At 58.1% G+C, this 26,910-nt stretch carries 24 protein-coding genes; 15 read left to right on the forward strand and 9 right to left on the reverse strand.

The features are described from left to right. On the forward strand, nt 1-838 hold an 838-nt coding region (glpR, locus tag HMPREF2935_RS08225; protein WP_371326238.1), incomplete at its 5' end, for a divisome protein SepX/GlpR. Nucleotides 839-875: 37 nt separating this feature from the next. On the opposite strand, the gene HMPREF2935_RS08230 is transcribed toward glpR, so the two are convergent. After that, nucleotides 876-1,604 (reverse strand): DNA-3-methyladenine glycosylase I, encoded by a 729-nt coding sequence (locus HMPREF2935_RS08230; protein ID WP_235597067.1) that lies wholly within the window; start codon nt 1,602-1,604, stop codon nt 876-878. Between the two features lie 159 nt (nt 1,605-1,763). On the opposite strand from HMPREF2935_RS08230, the gene HMPREF2935_RS08235 reads away from it, so the two are divergent. Together HMPREF2935_RS08235 and HMPREF2935_RS08240 are read left to right on the forward strand one after the other, a co-directional pair. Next, nucleotides 1,764-2,177: a DoxX family protein gene (locus HMPREF2935_RS08235; RefSeq protein WP_061921314.1), complete on the forward strand. Its 414-nt coding sequence runs from the start codon at nt 1,764-1,766 to the stop codon at nt 2,175-2,177. Next, nucleotides 2,164-2,859: a zf-HC2 domain-containing protein gene (locus tag HMPREF2935_RS08240; RefSeq protein WP_062041532.1), complete on the forward strand. Its 696-nt coding sequence runs from the start codon at nt 2,164-2,166 to the stop codon at nt 2,857-2,859. The genes HMPREF2935_RS08235 and HMPREF2935_RS08240 overlap by 14 nt, the downstream gene beginning before the upstream one ends. 32 nt (nt 2,860-2,891) lie before the next feature. Here HMPREF2935_RS08240 and HMPREF2935_RS08245 read toward each other — a convergent pair whose 3' ends face one another. Further along, nucleotides 2,892-4,472 carry a dolichyl-phosphate-mannose--protein mannosyltransferase gene (locus HMPREF2935_RS08245; protein WP_179294299.1) on the reverse strand — a complete coding sequence of 527 codons (1,581 nt, stop codon included), beginning with the start codon at nt 4,470-4,472 and terminating at the stop codon, nt 2,892-2,894. Nucleotides 4,473-4,580: 108 nt separating this feature from the next. On the opposite strand from HMPREF2935_RS08245, the gene rsmI reads away from it, so the two are divergent. From rsmI to HMPREF2935_RS08265, 4 genes are all read left to right on the forward strand, one after another. Next, nucleotides 4,581-5,444, forward strand: coding sequence for a 16S rRNA (cytidine(1402)-2'-O)-methyltransferase (gene rsmI, locus HMPREF2935_RS08250; RefSeq protein WP_070732768.1), 864 nt, complete (start codon nt 4,581-4,583; stop codon nt 5,442-5,444). 196 nt (nt 5,445-5,640) lie between these two features. Continuing rightward, nucleotides 5,641-7,455 (forward strand): BCCT family transporter, encoded by a 1,815-nt coding sequence (locus HMPREF2935_RS08255; protein ID WP_070732771.1) that lies wholly within the window; start codon nt 5,641-5,643, stop codon nt 7,453-7,455. 188 nt (nt 7,456-7,643) lie between these two features. Further along, the gene (gene metG / locus HMPREF2935_RS08260) at nt 7,644-9,476 is read left to right on the forward strand and encodes a methionine--tRNA ligase (protein WP_070732973.1); all 1,833 of its coding nucleotides are present in this window, start codon (nt 7,644-7,646) and stop codon (nt 9,474-9,476) included. Nucleotide 9,477: 1 nt separating this feature from the next. Further along, nucleotides 9,478-10,656, forward strand: coding sequence for an MFS transporter (locus tag HMPREF2935_RS08265; RefSeq protein WP_070732773.1), 1,179 nt, complete (start codon nt 9,478-9,480; stop codon nt 10,654-10,656). Here the strand turns inward: HMPREF2935_RS08265 and HMPREF2935_RS08270 are convergent. Further along, the gene (locus HMPREF2935_RS08270) at nt 10,626-11,141 is read right to left on the reverse strand and encodes a GNAT family N-acetyltransferase (protein WP_070732775.1); all 516 of its coding nucleotides are present in this window, start codon (nt 11,139-11,141) and stop codon (nt 10,626-10,628) included. The two genes, HMPREF2935_RS08265 and HMPREF2935_RS08270, sit on opposite strands and share 31 nt — an antisense overlap. A 235-nt stretch (nt 11,142-11,376) precedes the next feature. On the opposite strand from HMPREF2935_RS08270, the gene HMPREF2935_RS08275 reads away from it, so the two are divergent. From HMPREF2935_RS08275 to HMPREF2935_RS08290, 4 genes are all read left to right on the forward strand, one after another. Further along, a complete protein-coding gene (locus HMPREF2935_RS08275) occupies nt 11,377-12,195 on the forward strand; it encodes a TatD family hydrolase (protein ID WP_061921338.1) in 819 nt (272 codons plus the stop codon). Between the two features lie 204 nt (nt 12,196-12,399). Next, nucleotides 12,400-13,551: a resuscitation-promoting factor gene (locus HMPREF2935_RS08280; protein ID WP_061921341.1), complete on the forward strand. Its 1,152-nt coding sequence runs from the start codon at nt 12,400-12,402 to the stop codon at nt 13,549-13,551. A 95-nt stretch (nt 13,552-13,646) separates the two neighbouring features. Beyond that, complete coding sequence (gene rsmA / locus HMPREF2935_RS08285; protein ID WP_061921344.1) at nt 13,647-14,504, forward strand: 16S rRNA (adenine(1518)-N(6)/adenine(1519)-N(6))-dimethyltransferase RsmA; 858 nt, start codon at nt 13,647-13,649, stop codon at nt 14,502-14,504. Further along, nucleotides 14,498-15,451 (forward strand): 4-(cytidine 5'-diphospho)-2-C-methyl-D-erythritol kinase, encoded by a 954-nt coding sequence (locus HMPREF2935_RS08290; protein WP_083313208.1) that lies wholly within the window; start codon nt 14,498-14,500, stop codon nt 15,449-15,451. The genes rsmA and HMPREF2935_RS08290 overlap by 7 nt, the downstream gene beginning before the upstream one ends. A gap of 62 nt (nt 15,452-15,513) precedes the next feature. Here the strand turns inward: HMPREF2935_RS08290 and HMPREF2935_RS08295 are convergent, their stop codons facing one another. Next, nucleotides 15,514-16,842: an NHL repeat-containing protein gene (locus tag HMPREF2935_RS08295; RefSeq protein WP_070732778.1), complete on the reverse strand. Its 1,329-nt coding sequence runs from the start codon at nt 16,840-16,842 to the stop codon at nt 15,514-15,516. 94 nt (nt 16,843-16,936) lie between these two features. On the opposite strand from HMPREF2935_RS08295, the gene HMPREF2935_RS08300 reads away from it, so the two are divergent. Continuing rightward, nucleotides 16,937-18,787 (forward strand): ABC-F family ATP-binding cassette domain-containing protein, encoded by a 1,851-nt coding sequence (locus HMPREF2935_RS08300; protein ID WP_070732780.1) that lies wholly within the window; start codon nt 16,937-16,939, stop codon nt 18,785-18,787. Nucleotides 18,788-18,877: 90 nt separating this feature from the next. Further along, on the forward strand, nt 18,878-19,459 hold the full coding sequence (locus HMPREF2935_RS08305; protein ID WP_070455982.1) for a hypothetical protein: 582 nt from the start codon (nt 18,878-18,880) through the stop codon (nt 19,457-19,459). On the opposite strand, the gene HMPREF2935_RS08310 is transcribed toward HMPREF2935_RS08305, so the two are convergent. Both HMPREF2935_RS08310 and HMPREF2935_RS08315 read right to left on the reverse strand, forming a co-directional pair. Next, nucleotides 19,452-19,868: a hypothetical protein gene (locus tag HMPREF2935_RS08310; RefSeq protein ID WP_141756043.1), complete on the reverse strand. Its 417-nt coding sequence runs from the start codon at nt 19,866-19,868 to the stop codon at nt 19,452-19,454. The two genes, HMPREF2935_RS08305 and HMPREF2935_RS08310, sit on opposite strands and share 8 nt — an antisense overlap. Continuing rightward, the gene (locus tag HMPREF2935_RS08315; RefSeq protein WP_070732784.1) at nt 19,865-20,299 is read right to left on the reverse strand and encodes a hypothetical protein; all 435 of its coding nucleotides are present in this window, start codon (nt 20,297-20,299) and stop codon (nt 19,865-19,867) included. The genes HMPREF2935_RS08310 and HMPREF2935_RS08315 overlap by 4 nt, the downstream gene beginning before the upstream one ends. A gap of 167 nt (nt 20,300-20,466) precedes the next feature. Between HMPREF2935_RS08315 and HMPREF2935_RS08320 the strand changes: the two genes are divergently transcribed. Next, complete coding sequence (locus HMPREF2935_RS08320) at nt 20,467-20,793, forward strand: putative quinol monooxygenase (protein WP_062041496.1); 327 nt, start codon at nt 20,467-20,469, stop codon at nt 20,791-20,793. An 85-nt stretch (nt 20,794-20,878) separates the two neighbouring features. On the opposite strand, the gene HMPREF2935_RS08325 is transcribed toward HMPREF2935_RS08320, so the two are convergent. The 3 genes from HMPREF2935_RS08325 to HMPREF2935_RS08335 form a co-directional block, all read right to left on the reverse strand. Next, complete coding sequence (locus tag HMPREF2935_RS08325) at nt 20,879-21,580, reverse strand: DUF1648 domain-containing protein (RefSeq protein WP_168166298.1); 702 nt, start codon at nt 21,578-21,580, stop codon at nt 20,879-20,881. 152 nt (nt 21,581-21,732) lie between these two features. Further along, nucleotides 21,733-25,326, reverse strand: coding sequence for an acyltransferase family protein (locus tag HMPREF2935_RS12770; RefSeq protein ID WP_246817812.1), 3,594 nt, complete (start codon nt 25,324-25,326; stop codon nt 21,733-21,735). A gap of 185 nt (nt 25,327-25,511) precedes the next feature. Continuing rightward, nucleotides 25,512-26,336 (reverse strand): HAD family hydrolase, encoded by an 825-nt coding sequence (locus tag HMPREF2935_RS08335; protein WP_246817813.1) that lies wholly within the window; start codon nt 26,334-26,336, stop codon nt 25,512-25,514. A gap of 56 nt (nt 26,337-26,392) precedes the next feature. Between HMPREF2935_RS08335 and HMPREF2935_RS08340 the strand changes: the two genes are divergently transcribed. Beyond that, on the forward strand, nt 26,393-26,910 hold a 518-nt coding region (locus tag HMPREF2935_RS08340; RefSeq protein WP_210400737.1), incomplete at its 3' end, for an enoyl-CoA hydratase/isomerase family protein.

Raw genomic sequence — 26,910 nt, forward strand, 5'->3', positions numbered from 1 at the left:
AGTTTCGGCGCAGCAGGATAAAAACGAAGAGGCAGAGGACGCAGCGAGCGAATCCGAAGAAGATGAGCTCCTCATTGAGGATGAAGCCGAAAAGGAAAAGCCTGCGGATCTGAAATCCAAGCTGGTTGATGACGCGGAGGCGGCAGAGGTCTTCAGCGCGCCAGCAGTGGCCCAGGTCGCAGACGATGCCTACGACCTTGATTCGGCGTACACCTCGCCTGTCGACTTGATGTACCCCGGCGCGGTCGACGCGGAGGAACAGGTGAGCCAGATTCCACAGGCCATCGAGTCTGTCGAGGAATCCGAGACTGAGATGGATGAGGATACTGATCTATCTGAGGATGAGGTTGCTTTTGCGCAGCGTCGCCTTGGCCGCGGCGGCTGGGATCCGGTAGCAGAAAAGGCTGCTTCCGCTACCCGCTACCAGCGCCGTCAGCGCACGCTGTTGGGCCTGTCCCTGGCGGTTGTTCTCACCGTGTGCTTGGGCATCGTAGTGGGCAGCTGGACTTGGTGGTTTGCGGGAATCGCCGGCATCTTCACCGTGATTTATTTGATTGCCCTGCGTACCCAGGTCCGTCAGGAACAGGCATTGCTGCGTCGCCGCGTGTACCACCTCCGACGCGCCCGTCTTGGCGTCCGCAGTGCAGAAGACGATGAACTGGCCATCCCGCGTAGCCTGCGCCGCCCAGGCGCTGTGGTCCTAGAAGTTGACGATGACAGCCCGGACTTCGACCACCTGCCGGTCCATTATGATGACGATGAATTCGACGGCTTCGACGGCCCACACGCGAGTAATCGCCAGCGCCGCGACGACCTCGCGTCACGCCGCGTGAGCTAAATGCCTTCGTGAACTAGATATCCTGACTTGGGCGCTTTCAAGCATCCAGGTCACTTTCCCAGACCCCGGACGTTCCGCGGCGATGAGAGCCAATGAGATGGGCATCTACCATGCCGATGGCTTCCATTAGCGCGAAACAGGTAACGGGGCCTACGAAAGTAAAGCCCTCCTTCTTCAAGGCCTTGGATAATTCCTTGGCCTTGTCGGTCGTTTTAGGGATGTCTTCCATATAGCGCGGGTAGAGATTTTCCTCCGGCTTGAAGGACCAGATAAATTCGCTCAAGCCGCCCTTTTCACGCAATTTCACCGTGGCATCTGCATTGTTAATGGCAGCCTCAATCTTGCGGCGATTCCGAATAATCTCCGGGTTATTGAGCAGACGTTCTACCTCGGCTGCGCCAAAAGCCGAAACGATCTCCGGGTCGAAGCCAGCGAACGCAGCGCGGAAGGCTTCGCGCTTGCGCAGGACCGTGGCCCAAGACAGCCCTGACTGGAAGCCTTCCAAAGTTAGGCGTTCAAAAAGTCCCGCTTCATCGCGGACCGGCATTCCCCACTCGGTGTCGTAGTACTCGCGCAATAGAGGAGAGGCCATCGCCCAAGGCGGACGGCCAACTCCCTCGGCGTCGTAGACCAGCCCGGTTCGCTCCGAGCTAGGCGTGTTCTCGGTGTCGGAGGTGTTTGGGGTGCCTATGGTGTCTGCGATGCCTGTGGTGGCCTTATCGCTTTCCGCTTCCTGTGGCTCGGCAAAAGGATTCGTCATGGTCATGTCTATTCCTTCGGTTGAATTTGTAAGCGCATTTGGCTCTTGCACTATTTGACTGCCTTTTGCTCGCATCGGTTCCAAGCGGCTGTCGATGAGCTGTGCGTTAGGGGCATATACAGTTGATTCGCCAGCACCTAGGGGTTCCAGGGTAGTGTATTTCTCATGAATAGACCCGCCGTTCGCGATACCGCGCTGCTGCTTTTGCGAGCAGTCCTAGGCCTCGTTTTCGTCGCGCACGGTGTTGACAAAATGTTCTTCGCCGGAATCGATGAGACCACAGGGCAGTTCTCTGCGATGGGAATTCCGCAGCCTCATGTTTCCGCGTATATCGCAGCATTGGGTGAGATGATCGGTGGCTCCCTGCTCGTCGTCGGGCTTTTGACCACCTTTGTCGCCGGCGCCCTGGCGCTGTTTATGGCGTGTGCATTGTATTTTGTGCACCTAGGCCATGGGCTTTTCGCTGCGGACGGCGGCTTTGAATACCCGGCGGTGCTGATTGCCTCGCTGGTGATGATTGTCGTCTTCGGTTCCGGCCGCGTCAGCTTGGATGGAGTGTTGAGCCGTGTTGACGCATGAGGAAATCCAAGCTGCAATCTCCGCGCAGCTCGACGGTGAGCCCACTGACGTTTCTAGCGATGTCATTGAAACCCACGTGGAAAGCTGCGAGCAGTGCCGTGCTTACCGCGACAAGGCCGCGGCGCTTTCCCGCTCCTTGAGCTTCGTCGAATCGGCCGAAGGCATGGCACCCCCACAAGATCTGTCTGATGTCATCATTGCGGGCGTTGAGCCCGAGTGGCGCCGTGCTTCCAGTGCGCGACAGACCATGCTGACGGTAGCGCGCGTTGCCCTCGTGGCTCTTGGTCTGCTGTTTGCCATCTGGGCTATCTTCGTGGTGGTTAGTGCTTCCGGGCTCGCAGTCACCGGCGCCGAGGGAACACTCGAACCTACCGCTGATCCTGAACGTGCACGCCTTCTCATCGAAGGCGCAGCCTTGCGCTTCGGCCTGGCCATCGGTTTGTTCTTTGCTGCCTGGCGGCCAGCTTCCGTTCCTGGCATGCTGCCGGTCGCGGCAACCATGTTTGCGTTCCTCTTTGGCTTTACCATGCGAGATATTGCGCTGGGCACAATCATGATGAGCCAGATATACATTCTCCTGGCCACCGGTATCAGCGCTATCGTGCTGGCCTGGGCTTGGGTAGCCCATAAAGGTTATTCAGCCGCCGATTTCTGGCGTTCTTTGAGCGCGAATCCGCATTAAGAGATCGCGCTGAGAAACCGGAATACAGGAATCTAGGTCCACGAGTTCAGCCACATCATCGACTCGTACCACTTATCCGGAATCATGAAGCCATAAAGAATTGGCGAGAAGTAGATGAACATCGTTACTACCAAGCACAAGTAGCAAATTGCTACGAATGTGCCAGTCCGGATTTCCCCGCCAGCAAGCGAAGTCAGCCAGTCCCAAGAAATCTTCTTGCCGTGTCCAATCATCTGGCCCAGCGCGAGGGAGATGAGCACGATGACAAACGGGATGAAAGCCGTGGCGTAGAAGAAATACATTTGGCGGTCGAACGCAGCCAACCAAGGCAGGAAACCTGCAGCGAATCCAACCAACGGGATGAGGAATGCGCGGTTGCGGCGCACCAGCAGTGACCATAGACCCCACAACACGGCTGGAATGACCAGCCACCAAATGGCAGGCGTGCCAAAGAGATAAAGCATCTCGCGGCAGGTGCCGGCGCCGCTGCACTGCAGATCAGTAGAGGAGTAGTAGAGGATGGGGCGGGCCGCCACGAGCCAAGCCCAAGGCTTTGAATCCCATGGGTGCGAGTGCCCGCTGGAGGTGGTCAGGGAAGCGTGAAATTCCAAGACCGAAGAGTGGTAGTAGAACCAACCAGCGAGTGCATCGGGCAGGGCTTGCAGCGGGGAGTCTTCAGCGATAGTTCCATCCACCTTGGCATGGCGGAACACGGAGGTTTCAGAGGCAAACCATGCGCGCCAAGTCCATACGTAAATAGCTAGCGGAACCAGCACTAGGGAAGCCAGAGCTGCCGGGGTATCGCGGATGAGCGTACCCAGTACGTAGCGGCGTACGTGATAGCGGCGTCGCAAAGCAAGATCGCTAAAGACCGAAAGCAGACCAAAGAACATGATGTAGTACAGGCCAGACCACTTGACGCCGAGGGCTAGGCCGAGGAAGACACCTGCGGTGAAACGCCACCAGCGGAAGCCAAATCGTGGCCCGAAATCGGACGAGCCCATATTGCCCGTGCTAAATGCCGTGTGCAGGCGTAAACGCATCTGGTTATGGTCGCGGGCCAGTGCCCACGCAGCCGCGACGATGAAAAAGACCTGGAAGATATCCAGCATTCCAAATTTCGAAGAAACCAAAAGCACGCCGTCGCATACCGCAATCAAGCCAGCCATCGTGGCAACCTGCCAGGAGCCAGCGACGCGGCGGGCGAGCGCCATTGTCAGCAGCACGGTGCCTACACCAAAAAGCGCGGCCATCAGGCGCCAGCCAAGCGGGCTATAGCCAAAGACAGACTCGGAGACAGCAATGATTTGCTTAGCCAGCGGCGGGTGAACCACCAGGCCATAGCCTGGATTGGACTCGATGCCGCCGATAAAGAGGTTGTCCCAGCTACGCACTATGTCGAAGGCCTGCGGAACGTAATGCTTCTCGTCGAAGACTGGCGTGCCCTGCGAGACGGGCGCGGAAAGTCCGATGAAACGGGTGATGAAAGCTAAGAACGCAATGACGCCGGTGCTGACCCAATCCGCCTTGCCCCAGGCATAGGAGGTAGGAGCAGCAGGGGCGGCGAAGGCATGCTTGCCACGCGGCTTTCCTGCTAGCTTGGCCTGTGGGATGCCTGCGGGCTGCGAAGAGTCAGTAGCAATAGTCACTTGGATGAGTTTAGGCTACGCGGCGGGCCCCTGGGGATTCTGCTTGAGCAAAGTTGTGGAAAGCTAGGGGACATGAATACTTCGTTTCGTCTAGATCCCCTTCCACGCGGAGTAATTGTGGCAGCCACCCCTCTGGGTAATATCGCAGATGCTTCGGCACGACTCATGCAGGCGCTGCAGCATGCCGACATCGTGGCGGCGGAAGATACGCGCCGCGTCCGTAACCTGGCGCAGGCTCTGGGGATGGAAATCCGTGGCAAGGTGGTCTCCAACTTTGATCACAACGAAGAAGGACGCGCAGCCCAACTTGTCGAGGCCGCTCGTTCCGGCACCGTTTTGGTTGTCTCCGACGCGGGCATGCCTCTGGTTTCTGATCCAGGGCATTCCATCGTTGCTGCAGCAGCCGAAGCTGGGGTGCCGGTGACGTGTTTCCCCGGGCCATCTGCAGTGCCCACCGCTTTGGCCCTGTCCGGTCTCGGCGTTGGTCACTTCCTCTTCGACGCCTTTGCTCCACGCAAGGCCGGACCGCGAAAATCTTGGTTGGAATCGCTGCGCGGTGAAAAGCGCGCCATTGTCTTCTTTGAATCTCCCCACCGTTTGGCGCAGACGCTTGCCGACGCCGCGGCGGTTCTGGGTGAAGACCGGCCCGCTGCCGTGTGCCGCGAACTGACAAAGACCTATGAAGAGGTAAAGCGCGGAAGCTTGGGTGAGTTGGCAAAGTGGGCTGAGGACAATGCTCGCGGTGAAATCACGGTTGTTATCGAGGGCGGGGAAGAGGTCCCCTCATCGCTTGAGGAACTGGTGGATAAGGTCCAGCGCCGTGTGGCAGATGGAGTGCGCGCGAAGGATGCTTGCAAGGAAGTCGCTGCCGGTACTCAGGTGTCCAATCGCGAACTTTATGACGCCTTTTTGAGTGCCCGTGACAGCGAAAAATAGTGTTAAATGCCCAATTGTTGCAGGATTGTTATAGCCAAAAGCTCACGGGAGGATAAAAGACCTGCATATGCTGGTTAATTTTCATTTGTGTGCCTGATTGCAAAGTAAGATTATCCTGCGAAAATGCTGGATTTAGGTCGCTGTACTGCGCATATAAGTTTGACGCCTGGCATTAGCCGCGCTCATTCTGGAGTGTATGACTAATCCAGAAACAGATTCGAATACGGCAAAGGGTACGGATCCGGCGTCCAGTGCGGCGCCGGTTTCGTCTGAGGAGTACCAGACCGTTGATGAGAAGCTGGAATCAGCATCTGCGACGAGTCAGCTACAAGACATGCTCGGCGACGAGGACTTCGCTCCTCATGAGATGACCGAGCCGGAAATTGAAATCGCAGCCGATGACAACGCTCCGATCGACTGGACCATCGTCGGCATCACGGGCGTGCTCATTGCTGCCATCGTTGCATGGGGCTTAGCCGCGCCGACCAACTTCGCGGACTTCGCAAGCAACGCTTTAAGCTTCGTTGTTAACGACTTTGGTTGGGCCTACGTCCTCTTCGGCACGATTTTCGTTGTATTTGTTATCTTCATCGCCGCCTCCAAGTTCGGCACCATCCGCTTGGGCCACATCGATGAAGAGCCTGAATTTTCTACGCCCTCTTGGATTGCGATGATGTTCGCGGCCGGCATGGGCATCGGCCTGATGTTCTACGGCGCATCTGAGCCGCTGAACTACTACCTCAACGGCGTTCCTGGCCATGAGCCTAAGGAAGTGGGCACGTCGATGGCTACGGCGATGTTCCACTGGACCCTGCACCCATGGGCTGTTTATGCCATCGTTGGTCTCGCAATTGCGTACTCGACCTTCCGTATTGGCCGCAAGCAGCTGCTGAGCCAAGCATTCGTGCCGCTCATCGGCCAGCGCGCTGCCGATGGTTGGGTTGGCAAGATCATTGACATCTTGTCCATTTTTGCAACCGTCTTCGGTACCGCATGTTCCCTGGGCATCGGTGCAACCCAGATCCAGGCTGGTATCCAGGCTTCTGGCCTCATCGACAACCCTTCCCAGAAGGTCGTCGTTGGTATCGTCCTCGTGCTGACCCTGGCCTTCCTGCTTTCCGCAATGTCCGGCGTGGGCAAGGGCATTCAGTATGTCTCCAACGCCAACATGGTTATGGCCGCACTGCTTGCCATCTTCGTATTCATCCTTGGCCCAACCGTTTCCATCCTGAACCAGATTCCGGGCTCCATCGGTAGCTACCTGGATGCGTTCACCGAGATGATCTCCCGTACTGCTGAGTCCAACAACGGCGAAGCAGGCGAGTGGCTGTCCACCTGGACCATCTTCTACTGGGCATGGTGGGTCTCTTGGTCCCCATTCGTCGGTATGTTCCTGGCACGTATTTCCCGTGGCCGTTCCGTCCGCGAATTCTGCATCGGCGTCATGCTGATCCCGGCTGGTCTTTCCACCGTGTGGTTCGCCATCTTTGGTGGCACCGCAATCCACATGGAGCAGAACGGTAACTCCATCTCCGGCGAGTCCTCTGAGGTTGAGCTGTTCAACCTGCTGCACAACCTGCCTGGCGGTTTCATCGCCGGCATCATCGCAGTTATCTTGCTGGCAACCTTCTTCATCACCTCCGCTGACTCGGCTTCTACCGTTATGGGCTCGATGTCTCAGAACGGTGCATCCAACGCTAAGCCATGGCTGTCCGCAGCATGGGGCGTTGCCACCGCGGCTGTTGGTCTGACCCTGCTGCTGGCTGATGAGGATTCCCTGACCAACCTGCAGAACGTCACCATTGTGGCTGCGCTGCCATTCCTGTTCATCGTTGTGGGCCTGATGTGCGCCATCTACAAGGCGCTCAGCAACGACGTCATCTACTTGGAATACCGTGAGTCCCAGGCATTCCAGCGCAAGCTTGCCCGCGAGCGCCGTCTGCACCGCGAGTACCAGCGCGCTGAGGAGCTCAAGAAGCGTCGTCAGCGCAAGCGCGCTCAGCACAAGTAAAGCTAAAGCAAGCGATTTAGTCGCTTCCTAAAGCTTCTTTACGCACCCTCCTGCACAATCGTGCAAGAGGGTGCGTTTCTTTATGTGTCTTTATGCGCGCAGATATCCTTGTGCGTGGATCTTTCGCCATTGTCGATGTGACCCCCTCAACGCGCGCTGTTGACCAAGGCTTCGATAAAGTGGTGGGCATGACTGAGTCGGTAGTAGTAAATGTTGCCTGGCCGTATGCCAACGGCCCCCGCCACATCGGACACGTGGCAGGCTTTGGTGTTCCTTCTGACGTATTCGCACGTTTCCAGCGAATGCGTGGCCGCAACGTTCTCATGGTTTCTGGCACCGATGAGCACGGCACTCCGTTGCTGGTGCAGGCCGACAAAGAAGGCGTGACCGTTCGCGAGCTCGCGGACCGTTATAACCGCCAAATTGTCACCGACCTCGCCGGCTTGGGCCTGTCCTATGACCTTTTCACCCGCACCACCACACGCAACCACTACGCGGTAGTGCAGGAGCTGTTCAAGGGCCTTTATGAAAATGGCTACATGCTCAAGGAAACCACCAAGGGCGCCATCTCGCCGTCGACTGGCCGTACCTTGCCTGACCGCTACATCGAGGGAACTTGCCCAATTTGTGGTGCTGAGGGTGCGCGCGGCGATCAGTGCGATAACTGCGGTAACCAGCTGGACCCAGTAGATCTGATCGACCCAGTTTCCAAGATCAACGGTGAGACCCCGGAGTTCATCGAGACCGAGCACTTCCTCCTCGACCTGCCTTCCGTGAAGGACGCACTGGAGGAGTGGTTGAAGACTCGCGAGGACTGGCGTCCAAACGTCCTGAAGTTCTCCCTGAATTTGCTCGAAGACATGCGTCCGCGCACCATGACCCGCGACATCGACTGGGGCATCCCAATTCCGGTAGAGGGCTGGGAGGAAAACTCCGCAAAGAAGCTCTACGTCTGGTTTGACGCTGTCATCGGTTACTTGTCCTCTTCCATCGAGTGGGCGCATCGCACCGGAAACCCGGATGCATGGAAGGATTTCTGGCAGAACGATGAGGCTCGCCATTACTACTTCCAGGGCAAGGACAACATCACCTTCCACTCGCAGATTTGGCCTGCGCAGCTCCTGGGTTACGCCGGTAAGGGCGCGAAGGGCGGCGAGGTGCACAAGTTTGGTGAGCTGAATCTACCTACCGAGATTGTTTCCTCCGAGTACCTGACGATGTCCGGCTCGAAGTTCTCTTCTTCGAAGGGCGTTGTCATCTACGTCAAGGACTTCTTGGCGGAGTTCGGCCCGGATGCGCTGCGTTACTTCATCTCCGTGGCCGGTCCAGAAAACAATGACACGGACTTTACGTGGGACGAGTTCGTGCGCCGTATCAACAACGAATTGGCCAATGGCTGGGGCAACCTGGTCAACCGCACCGTCTCGATGGCCTACAAGAACTTCGGCGAAGTCCCAGCTCCCGCCGCACTGGAAGAAGCTGACAAGGCCATCCTGCAGCTGGCGGAGGAGACCTTCGAGACTGCCGCAGGCTACCTCGAGCAGTCGAAATTCAAGCAGGCTATTACCGCCGTCATGCACGTCGTTGGTGAGGCGAATGCTTATATTGCAGCGATGGAGCCATGGAAGCTGGCCAAGGATGAGACCCAACGCGAGCGTCTGGCCACCGTCCTGTGGACCGCACTCCAGGTGGTCTCTGACTGCAACGTCATGCTCACCCCGTTCCTGCCGTTTACCGCGCAGAAGGTCCACGAGACCTTGGGCCGCGATGGCATTTGGGCGGCACAGCCTGAGGTACGCGACGTCGTGGATGATATCCCGGTTGAGCTCGTAGGCGTTGGCCTGCCGCCGGAGAATCACCCGTACCCAATCATCACCGGTGATTACACCGCCCAGCTGGCAGCATGGAAGCGCGTAGACGTCGAGCCTGGCACTGAGCTTTCCAAGCCGAAGCCGCTCGTGGCAAAGCTTGACCCAGAGCTCGGTGAGACCGGCCCTGAGTGGGCACCCGTCCAGAAATAGGATGGTGGCTCGTCGAAGCATCGCGGCCGCTCTCGCTTTTGCGGTCGTTACCTTAACTGCGCTGAACCTGCGCGCCGGAATCGCCTCCGTGGCGCCGGTGCTGGGCGATATCAGCGCAGCTTTTGGCGTTGGCCCTGCCATCGCCGGGACCCTGACAGCCCTTCCTGGTCTGTGTTTCGCACTGATGGGCTGGGCCGCCGTTCCTATCGCGCGGCGTTGTGGCCTGACCACGACTCTTCTCGGCGGCGCAGCGGCACTCGTGGTGGGGCTTGCCGTGCGCCCATGGGTAAGTAGTTTCGCACCCTTCGTTGCGCTCACGCTGCTCGTAGTCGGCGGCATCGCTGTCACCAACATCTTGTTGCCTGCATGGATCAAGACCTACGGAACTGCGCGCACCGTGGTGGCGTTGATGACGACTTACACCACCGTGCTTGGCGTATCGAGTGCCCTTGGTCCAATGTCTACCCACCTGGGTGGCTGGCGGATGTCGTTGTTTGCGTGGGCAATCCCCGTCGCCCTGCAGGTAGTGGGGTGGCTGATTGCCTGTAAGCACACCGGCGTCGATCCAGTGCAAAGCCCGGATACCGCGGCGATTCCGATGCGCCGTTCGCGTACCGCTGTTGCACTTCTTTTCTTCTTTGGCCTGCAATCCACCATGGCTTATGCACAAATGGGGTGGCTGCCCACGATGCTTGAAAGCCGTGGGGTCTCCGCCTCCCGGGCCAGCCTGGCGCTCGCGCTCATCGGCGCCATCAACGTCGTCGGCGGGCTCATCATGCCGGTTCTCATTGAGCGGCTGCGAGATCTCCGTCCCGTTCCACTGGTTTTGTCGGCTGCTACCTTGGCCGGCTGGCTGGGTGTGCTCGTCAATGCGAGCGCAGCGCCGCTTACCTGGGCCACTCTGATGGGCATCGGCGGAATGTGCTTCCCGCTGGCCCTCGCCCTGATTGCCGCGCGCACCCGGCAGCCGGAGGTAACAGCACGCCTTTCCGGCTTCGTGCAGCCGGGTGGCTATATTCTGGCTGGCGTATTCCCGTTCCTCTTCGGCGTTCTCGCGCAAGCAACCGGCGGCTGGGAGGTTCCGTTGGGTGTGCTCATCACACTTACCCTAGCGATGTCGGTGGCAGGCGTTGCCGCCGCCCGCTCGGTCTACATCGACGACGAGCTCCTGTCGAAGTGACGTTGCAGGTGCACTAGGCCCAGACGCACTCCGTCCTTGGTGTGGATATTGGGCATGCGGCCGGTCTCTTCGAAGTGGAACTTCTTGTGCAGGCCGATGGAGGCTTCGTTGGTATCGACGATGTAGGTGATCATCGTCTGCACGTAGTCGTTGTCCTTGGCATCGTCGACCACGGCGCACATGAGCTCGTTGCCCACGCCCTTGCCGCGCGCCGAAGGAGCGACGTAGACGGAGTTTTCTACGGTGCCGTAGTAGATGGCTGGCGTTACGAATTGGAAATAGGCAGCCCAACCGATGATCTCATCGTCTTCTACGGCAACGAAGACGGGGTAGCTGTCCTTTTCCATTTGTTCGAGCCACTCGGCACGATCCTCGACGGATTCTTGCCAGGTGACCAAGTTGGCCGCCGGGGTAGCGGCGGAGGCGGCGTTGTAGATGGAGGCGATTGCGGCGGCGTCGGCAGGCGCGGCGGGACGTACGTGCATAGGTGTCAGGGATCCTTAAACAATAAGAAGCTGCGGGGCTAAACGAGCAGCTGCAAATGGGCGAGATTTAGCCAGTGTCCCCTCTTGTAGGACACCTCTTTGAACGTTCCTACATTGGCAAAACCGAACTTCTCATGCAACTTGATGGATGCGACGTTGGTGTCCACACCTTGGCCTTGGGCTGCCGGATCTAAAAAAGGTGGTTTCGCATGCGTTCCAGATTACAATTGCGTCCATGTCTAAAAAGAAGCCACGCCCAGTCCCTGTTCCAGCAGAAGGCTTGTCACAGCTTGTCGACGCCCATACACACCTAGCCTCCTGCAAGGACCCAGCCGCCGACATCGTGTCCCGCGCTGGTGCTGCAGGGGTGTCGCGCATGGTAACGGTAGGCGATGGCTTGGAAGAAGCCGAGCAGGCGTTGCAGGCCGCGCACGAATTTTCCAATGTGTGGGCAGCGTGCGCCATCCATCCCACCAAGGCGCAGGAATTGGACGAGCAGGCACGTACGCGCCTGGCGCAGATGGCTGCGGACCCACGCTGCGTGGCAATCGGGGAGACCGGCCTCGATACCTATTGGATTAAGCATGAGCCGGAATCCACCGCACCACTTGAGGTACAAGAAGAGGCGCTGCGCTGGCACATGGATCTGGCCAAGGAAACCGGTAAGGTCCTGATGATTCACAACCGCGAGGCGGACGCGGACCTGTTGCGGGTGCTTGGCGACGCCGAGAATGTCATGTTGCACTGTTTCTCCTCGCCGTTTGATGTGGCGAAGGAAGCACTCGAGCGCGGCTGGGTGTTGTCTTTTGCCGGCAACGTGACCTTTAAACGCAACGAAGAGATGCGCGCGGCGGCAGCCGCCGCGCCGGCAGGCCAGCTGCTGGTGGAAACTGACGCTCCGTATATGACCCCGGAGCCATTCCGCGGCGCACGCAACGAGCCGACCTTCATCGGGCATACGTATAACTGCATAGCTGACGCGCGAGGCATGCGTGTCGAGGAGCTGATCGAAGAGGTTAACCAGACGTTCACTTCGATATTTGGCCTCTCCTAGGCTAGATTTAAGCATTCATGCTCACATCTGTGACGATATTCACATTCGGAGTTTTGCCTGCTCAGCGGTGGTGGACGTGCCGAATGTGAAAGCAGTGCTGGAAGTGGTGTAGGTAGAAAAATCGTTTTCGACTACATCCTGCTGTTATCGTATCGTTATTCAAAGATTTGCTCTGCTTCCCCCCGTTTTCGATGAGAGAGTTTCATGAACCAGATTAAGCGCATCAATTCTTCCCGTTCCCTGCCTCTGCGCCTTGCCACCGGTGGTGTGCTCGGTACTTTGGCAGTGGGCGGAGTCGTCGCTGTTTCTGCGCAGAAGGACATCACCGTTGACGTCAACGGTGACAAGGTCGAGCTGGCCACCTTCGCGGGCAACGTCGATGAGGCGCTGCAGGCTGCGGGCGTTAACGTCGGCGGCGAGGATCTCGTGTACCCGGCTCCTTCTGAAGAGGTTGCCGACGGTGACAACATCACCGTGCGCACCTCTAAGCCTGTTGCCGTTACTATCGACGGCGTCGAAAAGCAGCTTTCTTCCACCGATCTCACCGTTTCTGATCTTTTGGGTGATTTAGACGGCGTAAAGCCCGGTGCTTCTGTTACCTCCGGTGACAAGAAGGTGGAAAAGGATGACGCTCTGGAAGATGGTATGGAGTTGGAGGTTACGTCGCCGAAGATCGTCAAGATCAACGACGGCGGCAAGATTACCTACACCAACATTGCTGCTAAGACCGTCAAGGACGTCATCGAGGAGCGCGGCATTGGCGTGGATGAAGATGACCGCGTCTTCCCAGCCATGGACACCCCGGTGACCAACGGCATGTCCATCAAGGTTGATCAAGTTTCTACCACCTTCTACGACGCCACCGAAGAGTTCGAGGCAGAGCCAAACTACGTCGATGACCCAGAGCTCGAAGAGGGCACCGAGGAAATCCGCGAGGAAGCCGTCAAGGGTGAGCGTAAGGTCACCCGCAAGCTGGTGATGAAGGATGGTGCTAAGGAATCCGAGGACGTAGTCAAGGAAAAGGTCGTTACCGAGCCGGTCGCTGCCACCATCGCCCGCGGCACCAAGAAACCTGAGGCTGGCGGTGCGGCTGCACCTGCCGTAGCCGATGGCTCCGTCTGGGACTCCATCGCACAGTGTGAGGCAACTGGTAACTGGTCCATCAACACTGGTAACGGCTTCTCCGGCGGCCTGCAGTTCACCCCGTCCACCTGGGCTGGCTTCGGCGGCACCGCATATGCGCCGGAAGCATGGCAGGCAACCCGTGAGCAGCAGATCGCTGTGGCCGAGAAGGTTCAGGCCGCACAGGGCTGGGGCGCATGGCCTGCTTGTACCGCGAAGCTGGGGCTGCGCTAAGCATGTAGCCCTTTAGGTGCTAATTCGCGCCCCGTTCAAAGCCCGCGGAAGCGGGCTTTCTTTGTATCCGGAAAACCTCGACTACTCTAAATTGCATGACTGAACCCAAACTGCTCGGGCCCGTGGAAATCCGCCAATTGGCCGAGAAGCTGGACGTGACCCCGACGAAGAAGCTGGGACAGAACTTCCTGCACGATCCCAACACCATCCGCCGCATCGTTAGTGCGGCGCAGTTGCAGCGGGAAGACCGCGTCGTTGAGGTAGGCCCCGGCCTGGGATCTCTGACTTTGGGCCTGCTTGAGGCAGTCGATGACCTTACGGCGATAGAAATTGATCCACGCCTTGCAGCGCAGCTGCCGGATACCATCGCGCAGCGCGCACCGGAGCAAGCAGGCAACCTGCGGCTCGTGGAAAAAGATGCGCTGCGTATTACGGCAGGCGAGTTGGGCGAGCCGACTGCGCTGGTGGCAAATCTGCCGTACAACGTCGCGGTGCCGGTTCTTTTGCACATTCTGGAACTTTATCCCTCCATCCGCCGCGTACTCGTCATGGTTCAGCTTGAGGTGGCAGAGCGTCTCGCCGCCAAGCCTGGCAGCAAGGTCTATGGCGTTCCTTCGGTGAAGGCTTCTTTCTACGGCAACGTCCGGCAGGCCGGAACCATCGGCAAGAACGTCTTTTGGCCGGCGCCGAACATCGAGTCTGGCCTAGTGCGCATCGACTGCTTCGAGAATGCGCCGTGGCCTATCAACGATGAGACGCGCAAGGCGGTTTTCCCACTTGTCGACGCCGCCTTTGCACAGCGCCGCAAGACCCTGCGCGCGGCACTCTCTGGTCACTTCGGCGGCGGCCCTGCCGCGGAAGAGGCTCTAGTGGCAGCCGGCATCGACCCGCGCCAGCGTGGTGAGAAGCTGGCCACCGAAGACTTTGTCCGATTGGCAGGTGTGAATTGTTAATTCGTGCTCGCGCCCATGCGAAGGTCAACCTGCACTTAGGAGTCGAGGCAGCGCGTCCCGACGGCTTCCATGAACTCGCCACCGTCTTTCAATCGCTGAATATTTCTGATGTGGTTAGCCTCGAAACGCTTGAGGATAGCACTCCTGCAGCGATGACCACGGGCCCAGTCGTGCAGGAACTGCGCGCGAGCGGTACCTATGCCGCAGGCGTGCCGGAAAATGACAAGAATTTGGCATGGCGAGCCGTCGAAGCGGTAGCGGATGCAGTACGCGGCGAGCGCGAGCTTGCCTTGCCCAAGGTCAAGTTGCAGCTAGAAAAGGGGATTCCCGCCGCCGGCGGCATGGCGGGCGGTTCTGCGGATGCGGCCGCGGCATTGCGCCTGGCCGCTCACGCATTTGCTGACTTCGGCGCTGTAAGTGAAGAAGAACTTCTAACACTGGCAGCGCGCCTAGGCTCTGATGTGCCCTTCACGCTAATTGGCGGCACGGCGTTGGGCACGGGTCGCGGCGAGAAGTTGGCGCCGATGCTTAGCTGCGGAACGTATACGTGGGCCATCATCACCAATGCGGAAGGGCTGTCCACTCCGGCCGTCTTTGCCAAGATTGATGAGCTTCGCGCAGCGGGGAAGGGCAGCAACCCCACCATGGACACTTCCGCGGTGGCGCAGGCGCTGATGAGCGGGCGTCCCGAGGCTCTCGCAAAGGTGCTGCGCAATGACCTGCAAGCGGCAACTCTTTCTTTGCGCCCAGATCTGCGCAAGATTCTGGACACCGGAATGGCCGCTGGTGCGCTGACTGGAATCGTCTCTGGCTCTGGTCCTACCTGTGCCTTCCTCTGCGAGGACGAGGAGACCGCTGGTGAAGTCGTGGCCCAAGTGATGTTCGATAACAAGGGCACCCGTGGCATTGTGACCACCTCGCCGGCACCAGGAATCGAAGTAATTTAGGGTGTTATTAAAAAGTAAAAGCTGCAGTAGGGCAAAGTCCCCTCACTGCAGCTTTTGTTTATCTAGAGCACAGCCATCTCGGTTGGCTTGATGTCCAGCTTGAAGCGGTTTACTTCCTTGCCCTCGAAGAGGTCGATGACAACGAGTTCCTTCTTGTTGGCATCGGTGACGAATGCGTAGCCGTCTTCCGCCTTGAGGATCGGTCCAGGCAGCTGCCATTCTTCGTTCTCGCGCCACTCGGTGATGGCGTCGATCTTCTTGGTAATCTCGCCGGTCTCTGGGTCGATGACGTTGAGCTTGCCGTCGTAAGTCAGCACGAGGGCCTCTCCTAGCGGGCCGCGGGCCAGGGAACGGAACCAGTAGGAGGAACCGAGGTCAACCTTTTTGGCGGAGTAGTCCTTGGTGTTGATGAGGGAGACAGAGGTTGGGCGCTCGAACTCGGCGTCCTTTTCGGTCTTGTTGTCAGCCAAGATGACGTCGGATTCCTCAGAGCCGGCGGAGTTGCCGGAGCGCTGGTAGCCGTCTTTGCCCGCGTAGGCGGAAACGTCGATCTTGTGGAACTCCTTGCCGTCGAAGACAACTGGGCCGTCCTCGCAGCCGAAGAAGAGCTTGCCGTTTCCGGCGGTAGCCTCACCGTGAACGCCTGGGCACTTGGTGGTCTCGGTCAGGACCTTGCCGTCTTTGGATAGATGCTGGATGGTGTGGCGCTCGTCCTCGGTGCCCTTGGTCATGACGACGGAGCCGTCCTTGAGCGGAACGGCAACACCGTGATGTGCTGCGCCGGATTCGAAGGTCTTGACGTCTTTCGGGTCGCCAGCCTGGTCGGTTGGGAAGACCTGTGCGGTGCCTTCGCCGTCAGAGAAGAGAGCGGTGAAGCCGTCGTGGTGGACCACATGGCCGGCGTGCGGCGCCTCGATCTCGGCGTCGGAAAGCTTAGGCTCGGCGGTGTAGTAGTGGTTGTGATCGCCGTGCGGCTTGGTGATGAGGCCGGAGTCGAAGCTAAGGAACTTATCGCCTTTGGTGACCATGACGTGGCGGTTATCGCCAGCGTTGGACAGGCGCAGGAATGCAGGAATTTCCTCTTCCTCGATGACCTTGCCGGTTTTGGCGTCGTAGGTCTTCAAGCCGCCTTCGTGGGAGATGACCACGCGATTGGGTAACTGAGCAACTTCGGTCTCGCCCTCGCCGGCCTCCATTCCATCGTGTTCATGATGGTGGCCTTCATGATCGTGCTCGTGATCGTGGCCCTCGTGATCGTGGCCCTCGTGTTCGTGCGACTCAGTCGCGGCATCGTTGGCCGGGGCTTGCTCATCAGCGGGCTTGGAGCAGGAAGTGACAAGGAGTGTTGTTGCGGAGACAGCGGCAAGGATAGATAGCGCAGATTTCTTCATACCCGTTTAGACTATTTAGAGTAATTTTCATTTGCAATAGTCTGAGGTGGTGAGGGGGGTAACTGCGCGCTAGGCACTAAGATGGTTAAACGTTATGGCGAACCTTATTAACCTGGAAAAAGTTTCCAAATCTTTCGGTCTGCAGACGCTGCTCAACGGGGTGTCGTTGGGTGTTCAAAGCAGGGACCGCATCGGAATCGTTGGCGTGAATGGCGGCGGCAAGACCACGCTGCTGGAGGTGCTCACCGGTATCGAGCCGCCGGACGAGGGGCGTGTGTCCCACAATTCTGACCTGCGCATGGCCGTGGTGACCCAGCGCTTTGAGCTTGATTACGCCCTGACTATCGCCCAGGTCATCATCGAACCGCTCGGCCTCGAGACCTTCGAATGGGCCTCGAATGCCAAGGTGCGCGACGTTTTGGGCGGCCTCGGAATTGTGGAACTGGGCCTAGATACGCCAGTGGGTTCTCTGTCTGGTGGCGAGCGCCGCCGCGTTAACCTGGCCGCTGCATTGGTCCAGGAGCTTGACTTGATCGTGCTCGACGAACCGACCAACCACCTGGACGTGGAAGGAGTGCAGTGGCTGGCACAGCATCTCCTGGCGCGCAAGCTCGCAGCGGTCGTAGTCACCCACGACCGCTGGTTCCTCGATACCGTGGCAACCACCACGTGGGAGGTGCACGACGGCGTGGTCGATCCTTATGAGGGCGGATACAACGACTGGATTTATGCCCGCGCCGAGCGTGCCCGTCAGGCCGATGCGATAGAGCAGCGCCGCCAGAACCTGGCACGTAAGGAGCTAGCATGGCTGCGCCGCGGTGCGCCGGCGCGTACCTCGAAGCCGCGCTACCGCGTGGAAGCGGCAGAGGCACTTATCGCTGATGTCCCAGCACCGCGCAACAAGGTTGAGCTCATGGCCTTTTCCAAGCAGCGCCAAGGTCGCGTGGTCATTGAACTTGAGGATGCCACGATTGCGACGCCGGATGGCCGCGAACTCGTTGACCACCTCACGTGGCGCTTGGCCCCGGGTGAGCGCATCGGTCTGGTCGGCGTGAACGGTTCAGGCAAGACCACGCTGCTGCGCGCCCTGGCTGGCGAACATCCACTCGCCGCGGGCAAGCGCATTGAGGGGCAGACGGTACGTCTGGGCTGGCTGCGCCAGGAACTCGATGATCTTGATCCGCAGCGCCGGCTAATCGACGCCGTGGAGGACGTGGCCACCTACGTCCAACTGGGCAAGAAAGAATTGTCTGCCTCGCAGCTTGCAGAACGCCTGGGCTTTTCCGCTAAGCGCCAGCGCACCCCGGTGGGGGACTTGTCCGGTGGTGAGCGTCGCCGCCTCCAGCTAACGCGCGTGTTGATGGCAGAACCAAACGTGCTGCTGCTCGACGAGCCAACTAACGACCTCGACATCGACACTCTCCAGGAACTGGAGTCCTTGCTCGATTCTTGGCCGGGCACGATGGTGGTCATCTCACACGACCGCTACCTCATTGAGCGCATTGCGGATAATACGTATGCGCTTTTTGGCGACGGAAAACTCACCAACTTGCCAGGCGGCATTGACGAATACCTGCGCCGCCGCGCCGCCCTCGACGCGGCTCAGCCCGCAGGCGTGGTCAACCTCGGCGAAAGCGCGAAACAGGATTCTGCTCCCGACGGCAGCGGCAATGGCGCAGGAAACGCCAAGAAGGAATCTACCAAGCGCCTGTCCTCCCAAGAGGAACGCGAGCTGACCAAGAAGATGAATGCCTTGGAGCGCAAAATGGGCAAGCTCGACGAGCAGGCCACCAAGCTCAACGCCGAGATGGCCGAGGTAGCAGCTGCAGGCGACATCGACACTGCAAAGCTTACTGAGCTCGACGGCAAGCTGAAGGATGTAACCTCTCAGCGCGAGGAGCTTGAGATGGAGTGGCTAGAGCTTGGCGAGAAGCTCGAAGGCTAAGAATGTGTAGATAACAATGCTATTGCGATCTTGCTTTCAGCACTGCCTAATACTATTCAGCAAGCCCCAGGGTGTGGCACGGTGGAGGATATGAAACTGACGCGCCGTATTCTCCCCGTTTCCATTGCCCTTACTCTCGCAGCCGGCAGCTTGGCTCCTGCACAAGCTCAGCTTCCGGATTTCTCTTCCCAGATTCCTGTGGGCATCCCGACAGATGTCACCGCTGGCAGCTCCCAGTTCATTCCAGCTGGCGTCCCACAGGTCGAACTGCCACCGCAGGCTTATGACCTTGCAAAGCAGTACAACATTCAGCTTCCGCCGTTTATCAAGCAGCCAGCTCCGGAGGTAGCTCACCACCTCGTCGGCGCCACCACTGAGCACCTGCGCAAGCAGGGCCACGTTGAGGATCGGAACGCTCGCAACATCGCTCAGGAATGGGCTGACCAGGGCGCGGCTGGTGCTCTTACCTACCGCAGCAACGTCGGTGACGGCCGCACTCACTTGAACGAAGGCAGCGGCAACGTCTACCGCCTGACCATTCAGGAAGCTCACGACCGCCTCAACTGGCTCAACCGTGACGTTCCAGTTACCCCAGCACCGGGCAAGCACTTCGGCGTAGCCACCAGCTTTGACGGCAACTTTGTCTACCTCGCCGAGTACTTTTTCAACTAGCTAATGCGGCCGGCTCTACGCCTAATAGCGTGGCGCTCGAATCAACGAAATTGGTGCTCGCGCGCAGATCTACAGAGCGGCTAAAGAAACCCACGTTTCGGGTACCGGCTGCGTCCTCCATAGTCACGCTGCCGGTGCCTGCATAGTGGACGATTCCGTCCTTTAAGATACGGTCGGTGACCATGTCAGGCGCGCCGGGAAAGTTCACTGTCTCGGGGCGGGCGGCAAGGTCTTGCACGGTGGCCTCACAGACCTGAGCCGCACGGTTGATATTGATCCATCCGTAGTACTTCGAAATTGAGCGGGTCATCGACAACGCAGTCACCGCGACTGCTCCCACCACAAGAAGAGCGACGCCGAGTTTTTGACGGCGTCGCCTAGCGCTTAGTTCATTCGCCAGCGAACTCATGAAGCCTCCACTAGGGCAGCAGGGGCAATGCCAGAGACTTCGGCGCGGCTCGTGACAAAGCTATGGGTACGGAAACTCACCAAGCAATCATAGGTGCCTTCATCCTCAACGCCCTCATCGTTGATGAAGATGACATCACCGTGGGCGGTATAAACGCGCATGGGTGCGCTGATCTTTGAATCGGTCTCAGGGATGGTCTCAGTAAGGAACGTGGCGCGCTCCGGAATCCTTGCCTGCTTTAGTACCTCGCGCTCGCACAGCGGGCGGGCGGCGTGGTAATCGGCCCAGTTGCGGGCTGCTTCTTTGAGCAGAATCGTACTGATACCCAAAACGACCCCACAGACAATGATAAAAACCCCGAGTGCAATCCATCGGCGAAGCCTCCGGCGCCACAGCGCGCGGCCTTCGTCCAAAGAGATTTGCGTAGTCACAGGAGGATAGAGGCCTTTCTAAAGAGGATTCTTACACAATATAGTATTTGGCTACTGTTGCCGAAGGCGATCTGGGTGGCGCGTGCTGTGCTCGTTGGTGAAACCCCCAATCATGCCGCTGTGCTGCATCGTGGCGGACGAAAATACACATACGTACGATGGGGCTCATGATTTTGATTAACGTAAAATTCCACGTAAAGCCTGAATACGCAGAAACCTTCCTCGACGAGATCGACTGGTACACCCAGGCTTGTAATGCGGAGCCGGGTTGCCTGAACTTTGATTGGTACCGTGATCCGGAGGATCGTCAGCGCTTCCTCCTCGTTGAGGCTTATGCTGATGGCAAGGACGTCGAGCACGTCGAGGGCGAGCACTTCAAGCGCTCCTGCGAGGAGTTCCCGAAGTACCTGCTTGAGACCCCAGAAATCATCAACGTCCACATCGACGGCAAGACTGAGTGGGACCGCATGGCCGAATACAAGGTCGAGTCCTAAGGCACTCGCTTAAAAGTAATCTGCCTCCCTGCACCATGTATACAACCACGCAGCGCAGGGAGGCGGACTTTTTTATTTGGGCAATCTAGGCCGCGACGCTAAGAAGGATAATCAATAGGGCCGCAGGTACTAAGAGCCCAGCGAGGATAAACCAGGAATTTTTCTGCCCAAAGTTGAATTGGGAAGAACCGCTGGGAAGGGGCACCATCGCGCGGGTATCTGTGGGGTCGTAGTAGAACAATCCGTAACGAAGCTTGCCCGCTGTAGAGGAGTCAGGAAATTGTTCATCCAGCTTTTTATTTATGCTATTCAACCTGAACACGAGCCAGACGCAAACCACAAGGATGGCAACGACTAAGCAGGGGAAAATTAGCGGTCTAGGGCCGCTGAGAAAGATTCCAGTGAGCGCGAACGCCGTGCAGATCGCCGTTAGGGCGAAGAACCAAAAGCTTAACGTGGGAAGGATAGCAGCGGAGTGAGCACGGCTACGCTCGATATCAACCGCAGAAGCCTGCGAATAGCTGCTTGTGGTTGTCTTGGTGCTTTGTTGCGTTATTCCGATAGTTACTGCTGATGTAATCGTGAGAACGAGAGGTACAAGTAACGCAAAACCAATTGCATTTCGATAGGTCTTTGGCATCCATGCATCAGGTTCGCCTTGACCATTGAAATGCTTGGGTAGCGGGTCTGGGAGGCTGTCCCAGCCGAGAATTACAACTATTGCGGCGACTAGCGCAAGCGCTGCCGTGGCGGCCAACCAAATCCATTCCTTGCGTAGAGCTGTCAACAGGAAGTTCCTCGTGTGTTCAGTTTCCTACATAAATCCAAAAACATGATAACGAAGATATCGGCTCAAGCGTTAGACAAACGAAAAGGCGGACAGTCCGTTGTAAGGGACCGTCCGCCTTTTGCGTTCTAGGAGCTTTGGCTAAAGAACTACTAGATCTGGCACTTGGAATCCAAGTTCTTGTCGTAGTTGGAGTACTGCAACAAGGCGTAGTGGAACGCCAGGGCGTATTCCGAGGCGCCTTCCGGAAGCGGGTGAATGCCGTCGGAATAGAGCAAGTTCGGGTTGTTCTGTGCGTGGGTGCACCAGTCAGCGAGGTAGACGTTGTCGTACTTTTTCGCAGCGTCGATGACGTCGCTTTGAGACTGTGCCATCCATTCGCGGTCGCCGTAAGGAACGGCCATCACGATGGTGTGGTCTGGGCCGATGAGGTCAACGACTTCCTGAATCTGGTCGGGGAATGCCGGGCCATTGGTGCCGAAGCCAAGGAAGACCGTGGAGCGCAGGTCGCCGGCTGCCTTCAGCTGCTCGATGATTGGTGGGGCAGCGCTGTAGTGGCGGGAGACCTCAGCGTCGATGTAGATGCCTGGGTAGCGCTGCTGCAGTGCCTCGGAGGCAGCCAACATCACCGAGTCACCGATGGCGGTAATTTCATTGCCGGTTGGCATCGGGCGACGCGTCTTTTCCGTCTGCGTGCTTGGTGCGGCAGCAGGCGCTGGGCCGCCGTTTTGCGTGGACTTATTCTGCTTCTGCAGTTGCTCGAGCTGCTGCTCCAGCTCAGACTTATCGCTGGAGGTCGCCAGCGCATAGCCCACGCCCACTAGGGAAGCGACGACGATCAACGGCACGAGCGGCCAAAAGGCCTTGGCAAATCCGTCCTTCATCTCGGACATGGATGGGCGGGCCGCCCAGTAGCCAGTCCACGTCTTCTTGTAACCGCCGCGGCGGAAAGGATTCTCCACGAACTGGTAGGAAAGCTCTGCCAGCAAGAAAGAGATCGGTACCGCGACAAGGCCCAGAATCCACGGCTTGTCGGAGGAGTGGTTTCCGTCGAAAATCGCGCGCAAAATCATCACGACCGGCCAGTGCCACAGGTACAGCGAGAAGGAGCGTTGGCCGAGCCAACGCATGACGGCGGTGCTGAAGATCCACTTGAGCGGACCGAACTCACGGATAACGCCCCAGATCATCAGTGCGCCGAGAACGCTGGTGAGGATGAGGCCGCCGCGGTAGGTGAACTCAGCATCGTCCGGCATGAGGAACAGCTGCGCGATGTAGCCGGCCAAGGCGAAGGTGCCGATGACGCCGGCCATTACCTGTTCAGACTTACCAGGGCTTGGCCAAGAATCTGCCTTCGGGTGGGACTTGGTGCTGGTAACAATCAGGGACAGAATAGCACCGATGAGCAGGCCGAAGGCGTGGGTATCGGTGCCGTAGTACACGCGGGTTGGGTCTTGGCCCGGGGTGTAAATCAGCCACATTGCTACGCCGGAGGCGATAGCCAGCAGCAGCGAGACTGCGATTGGCAGACGGCGCGGCTGACGGCGGGAGATGGCAAAGACACCAAAGATAAGCAGCGGCCATATGACGTAGAACTGCTCTTCTACGGCCAAGGACCAGTAGTGGGCAAAGACCTGGATCTCATTGTCCGCGAAGTAGGACTGGGAGGTGGCAATCTGCGTCCAGTTGTTGACGAAGAAGAACGTGCCCAGGAACTGCTCACGGATACCGACTGCGATATCGCCGCCGATGAGGGCCACGATGGCAGTACAGATAATCAAAACGGTCAGCGCTGCGGGCAGGATGCGGCGGAATCGACGTACCCAGAAGTCCTTCAGGCTGATTCGACCGCTCACACGGAACTCACGCACCAGCAGGGAGGTGATGAGGAAGCCGGAGAGCACGAAGAACATGTCCACGCCAAGGTAACCACCAGGCAGCACGTCGCCGAAGAGGTGGTAGATAACCACAGCAAGAACGGCTAAGCCGCGCAGGCCGTCAAGGCCCTTAACCTGGCGCAGGCGTGCGCGCTTAGTGCGCTTTACTTCCTTGCTATCGTGCGGGGTCTTCAACGCTTCCGGTTCGTGCGGGAAGCGGTCCACCATCACCGGCTTTGCCGGTTTGGAGTCTTGCTTTGGCTGCGATGCTTTCTGCGGCGGCTGCACGTAGGAGGTCTTCTTTGGAGCCTCGCTTGCCGACGCCGTGGAAGCACTAGCCGCGCCTGCTGCCGCACCAGCCACAGCACCAGCAGAGGCTGCCTTGCCGGTACCATCGTGCTGCTCAGGATTCTTACGTGCCTCGCGGGAAGGCTTCGGTGGCTTCATCTGCTTTGGGGTAGGCGTACCAACCGGCTGGGAACGGCGTGCGAGTGCACGCTTGATTTCCTGATCGGCCGCTGGTGTCTTCGCCGACGGAGACTTTGCTGCGGAAGCACCTGCCGTGCCTGCAGCACCAGCTGCGCCTGCCGCTGCAGCAGCGTCAGCAGCGCGACCAGCACCGCCAGCGCGGTCAGCGTTCTTCTTCGGCTGAGACGGCTGCGGATTCTTGCCCGACTTCTGCTCGGTCTGTGGTGCAGACTTAGCAGCAGGCTTAGGCTTTTCGGCTGGCTTCTCAGCAGACTTAGCCTGCGGTGCTGACGGCTTCGACTGAACTGGCTTCTGAACAGAAGCCTTCGGAGCTGGCTGAGCCTGCTGCTGTGGCTTTTGTGCAGCATTCTTTGGTAGCGGAGCTGACTTTAGCTGTTGCTTTTGAGCAGAACCAGACTGGTTCTGGTTCTGCGGCTGTGGCTGGGGCTTTTGCTGTGCAGACTTCTGTGCAGGCTGCTGAGGCTTATTGCTTGGCTGAGCCTTGGCGCCTGGCTGCACATTTTTGGCAGGCAGAGACTTCGGGCTTATCGGCTTTTGAGCAGGAGTCTTTTGGGGTTGGCTGGCCTGCTTTTGCGCCAGCTTCTGTTGCTGCGCAGTTTGTGGCTTTTGCTGTTGAGCGGGCTGAGGCTTCGCAGCGGCAGTTTTCTGCTGAGGAGCTTGAGAAGTCTTTGGCTTAAGTTGCTGGGCAGGCTGAGACTTCTGAGGAGCTTGCTTTGGGGGCTGCGTCGGCTGTGCCTTTTGTGCAGACTGCTTTGGCTTTTCTGCAGCAGGCTTGTTGGCCTTCGCATCCTTGGATGAGGAGGCTGCGGAATCTGCAGAATTCCTAGGTGTAGAGTTCTTCGGCGCTACGCCCTTGGGAGCGGCAGGAGATTGCTTTGCCTCGGTCTTCTGTTGGGAAGCTGATGCTGGCTTGTTTGCAGCGCCCTTTTCCTGAGGTGGGTAGACCAGACGAGCATTCTTGGTGTTCTTCGGAGCTGGCTTTGCTGGAGCCTTGGAATCAGTCTGCTTCTTCTGAGGATCTGGCTGCGGCTTAGATTCAGCAGAACCTTGTGTAGGGGCTGGCGCACTTGGCTTCGGTACCGTATTGCCTGGCTTGGCGTTGGAAGTGTCAGGCTTGCCCGATGCTGCGGAAGGCTTGTTTTGTGCGGCCGGCTTGTTAGGGGCAGCGGCAGGCTTAGAGTTCTCCGGCTTCTTAGGGGCAGAAGTCGACTTCTTTTGCTCAGGCTGCTTCTGTTCGGACTGCTTCTGCTGTGCTGGCTTAGAGGAGTTTGCCTTGGCAGACTTAGCCTGGGAAGGCATGTTCACAGACTTGTCCTGCGAACCATTGATTTGTGGATCTGCCTTCTTTGGATCGTTGTTGTGATCCTTGTTATCCGCCACTGGTTGATATACCGGTTTCTGCGGGGCCTCCTGAGGCTGTTGCGTTGGTCGGCCGAGGAGGGACCTCAAAAACTGTTTCAAAACATTCTCCAGGGAAATAGTGGCTAGCAACTGGGTTATTCTAGCCCGCGTCGGTAAATGAATCCTAAAAAATGGGGAGGAGTACTCACCCTTATTTGGGCAACCTAACTTGTGCCTAAATTGCTGGTAGCAGACTCCGCGAACAGTTTACGCAGAACCGTGGACACACCGTTGTCTGCATTGGACGGGGCGATTATATCTGCGATCTCCTTCAACTGTGGATGCGCGTTTTCCATTGCTACCGCTAGGCCCGCGGCACGCAAAAGCTCGTAGTCGTTTAAGAAGTCACCGAAGGCGGCGGTCTCGGAAAGCGCGACGTCGCTAAGCTTGGCCATAGCAGTCAAAGCCTTGCCCTTGTCGACGCCGTCTGCCATGACATCGAGCCAGACCTTGCCGGAGATGGCCACGGTGTGTTCCGGCACGACCTTGCGGACCGTAGGGGCGAGGTTGGCCTCTGAGCCGTCCTTACAGTAGGCCGCAATTTTAATGACGTTATCGAGCGGCACCTCATCAAGAGACTCCACCCACTTAACCGCACTGTAATACTTGGCGATTTCCTGAATCGCATGCTCTGGGATATCGCGCTTGATAAAAGCGCACTCCGGGGTGCACAGAACCAACGTGTGCTCAGCAGGGAACTCAGACGATGCTGCTAGAACGCGACGTACAGCTTTAGGGGGTAGGGGAAAGGACGCAATGATCTCATTGTCGCGCATGACCACCGCACCGTTTTCGGCAATGAAGGCGTCAAAGTCGGGGAACATCTTCTGCAAGGTGACAAGCTGGCGGCCCGACGCCGGGATTAGAACGGACTCATTTTCGGCAGCGAGTGCCTTAAGTTCCGCAAAGTCATGTGGAAGTTGACCCTCCGGGTTTAAGAGAGTGCCGTCCATGTCTAGTGCAATGAGCTGCGGGGCCAAATCGTCCACCAATCTGTGATTTATCGGGGTAGCCGTATCTAATGTGATATGCCACACTGGAGGGCATGTCTGAGAATAACAATGCTGTAGAAACAAGTTCTCACGCCGAGCCAGTGAAAGTATCAGTTCGCAACCATACCGGAGTTATCGAGCTGGATCGGCCGCGCGCGCTCAATAGTTTAAATCCTGAGATGCTTGACATTATTCGCCAAGCTCTTTCCCAGTGGCGCGAAGACGAAAATGTCCAACAAGTGCTGGTTCACTCGCGAAACCCCAAGGCCTTTTGTGCTGGTGGTGACGTACGTGCCGCCCGCGACGGAGTCTTGGAGGAACGTTGGGGACAAGTGGATGAATTCTTTGAAAAAGAGTACAAACTGAACGGTGATATCGCCGAGTATCCCAAGCCCTATATCTCCGTTATCGACGGCGTCGTCATGGGAGGCGGACTAGGAATTTCCGCCCACGGTTCGCACCGAATCGTCACCGACAAAGCATTTGCTTCGATGCCAGAGATGGCAATTGGCTATATCACTGACGTCGGTGTCGCCTACATGGCCCAACGCATGATTGGCACGCGTGGAAA

Source organism: Corynebacterium sp. HMSC076D02 (assembly GCF_001813815.1).
GTDB lineage: Bacteria > Actinomycetota > Actinomycetes > Mycobacteriales > Mycobacteriaceae > Corynebacterium > Corynebacterium simulans.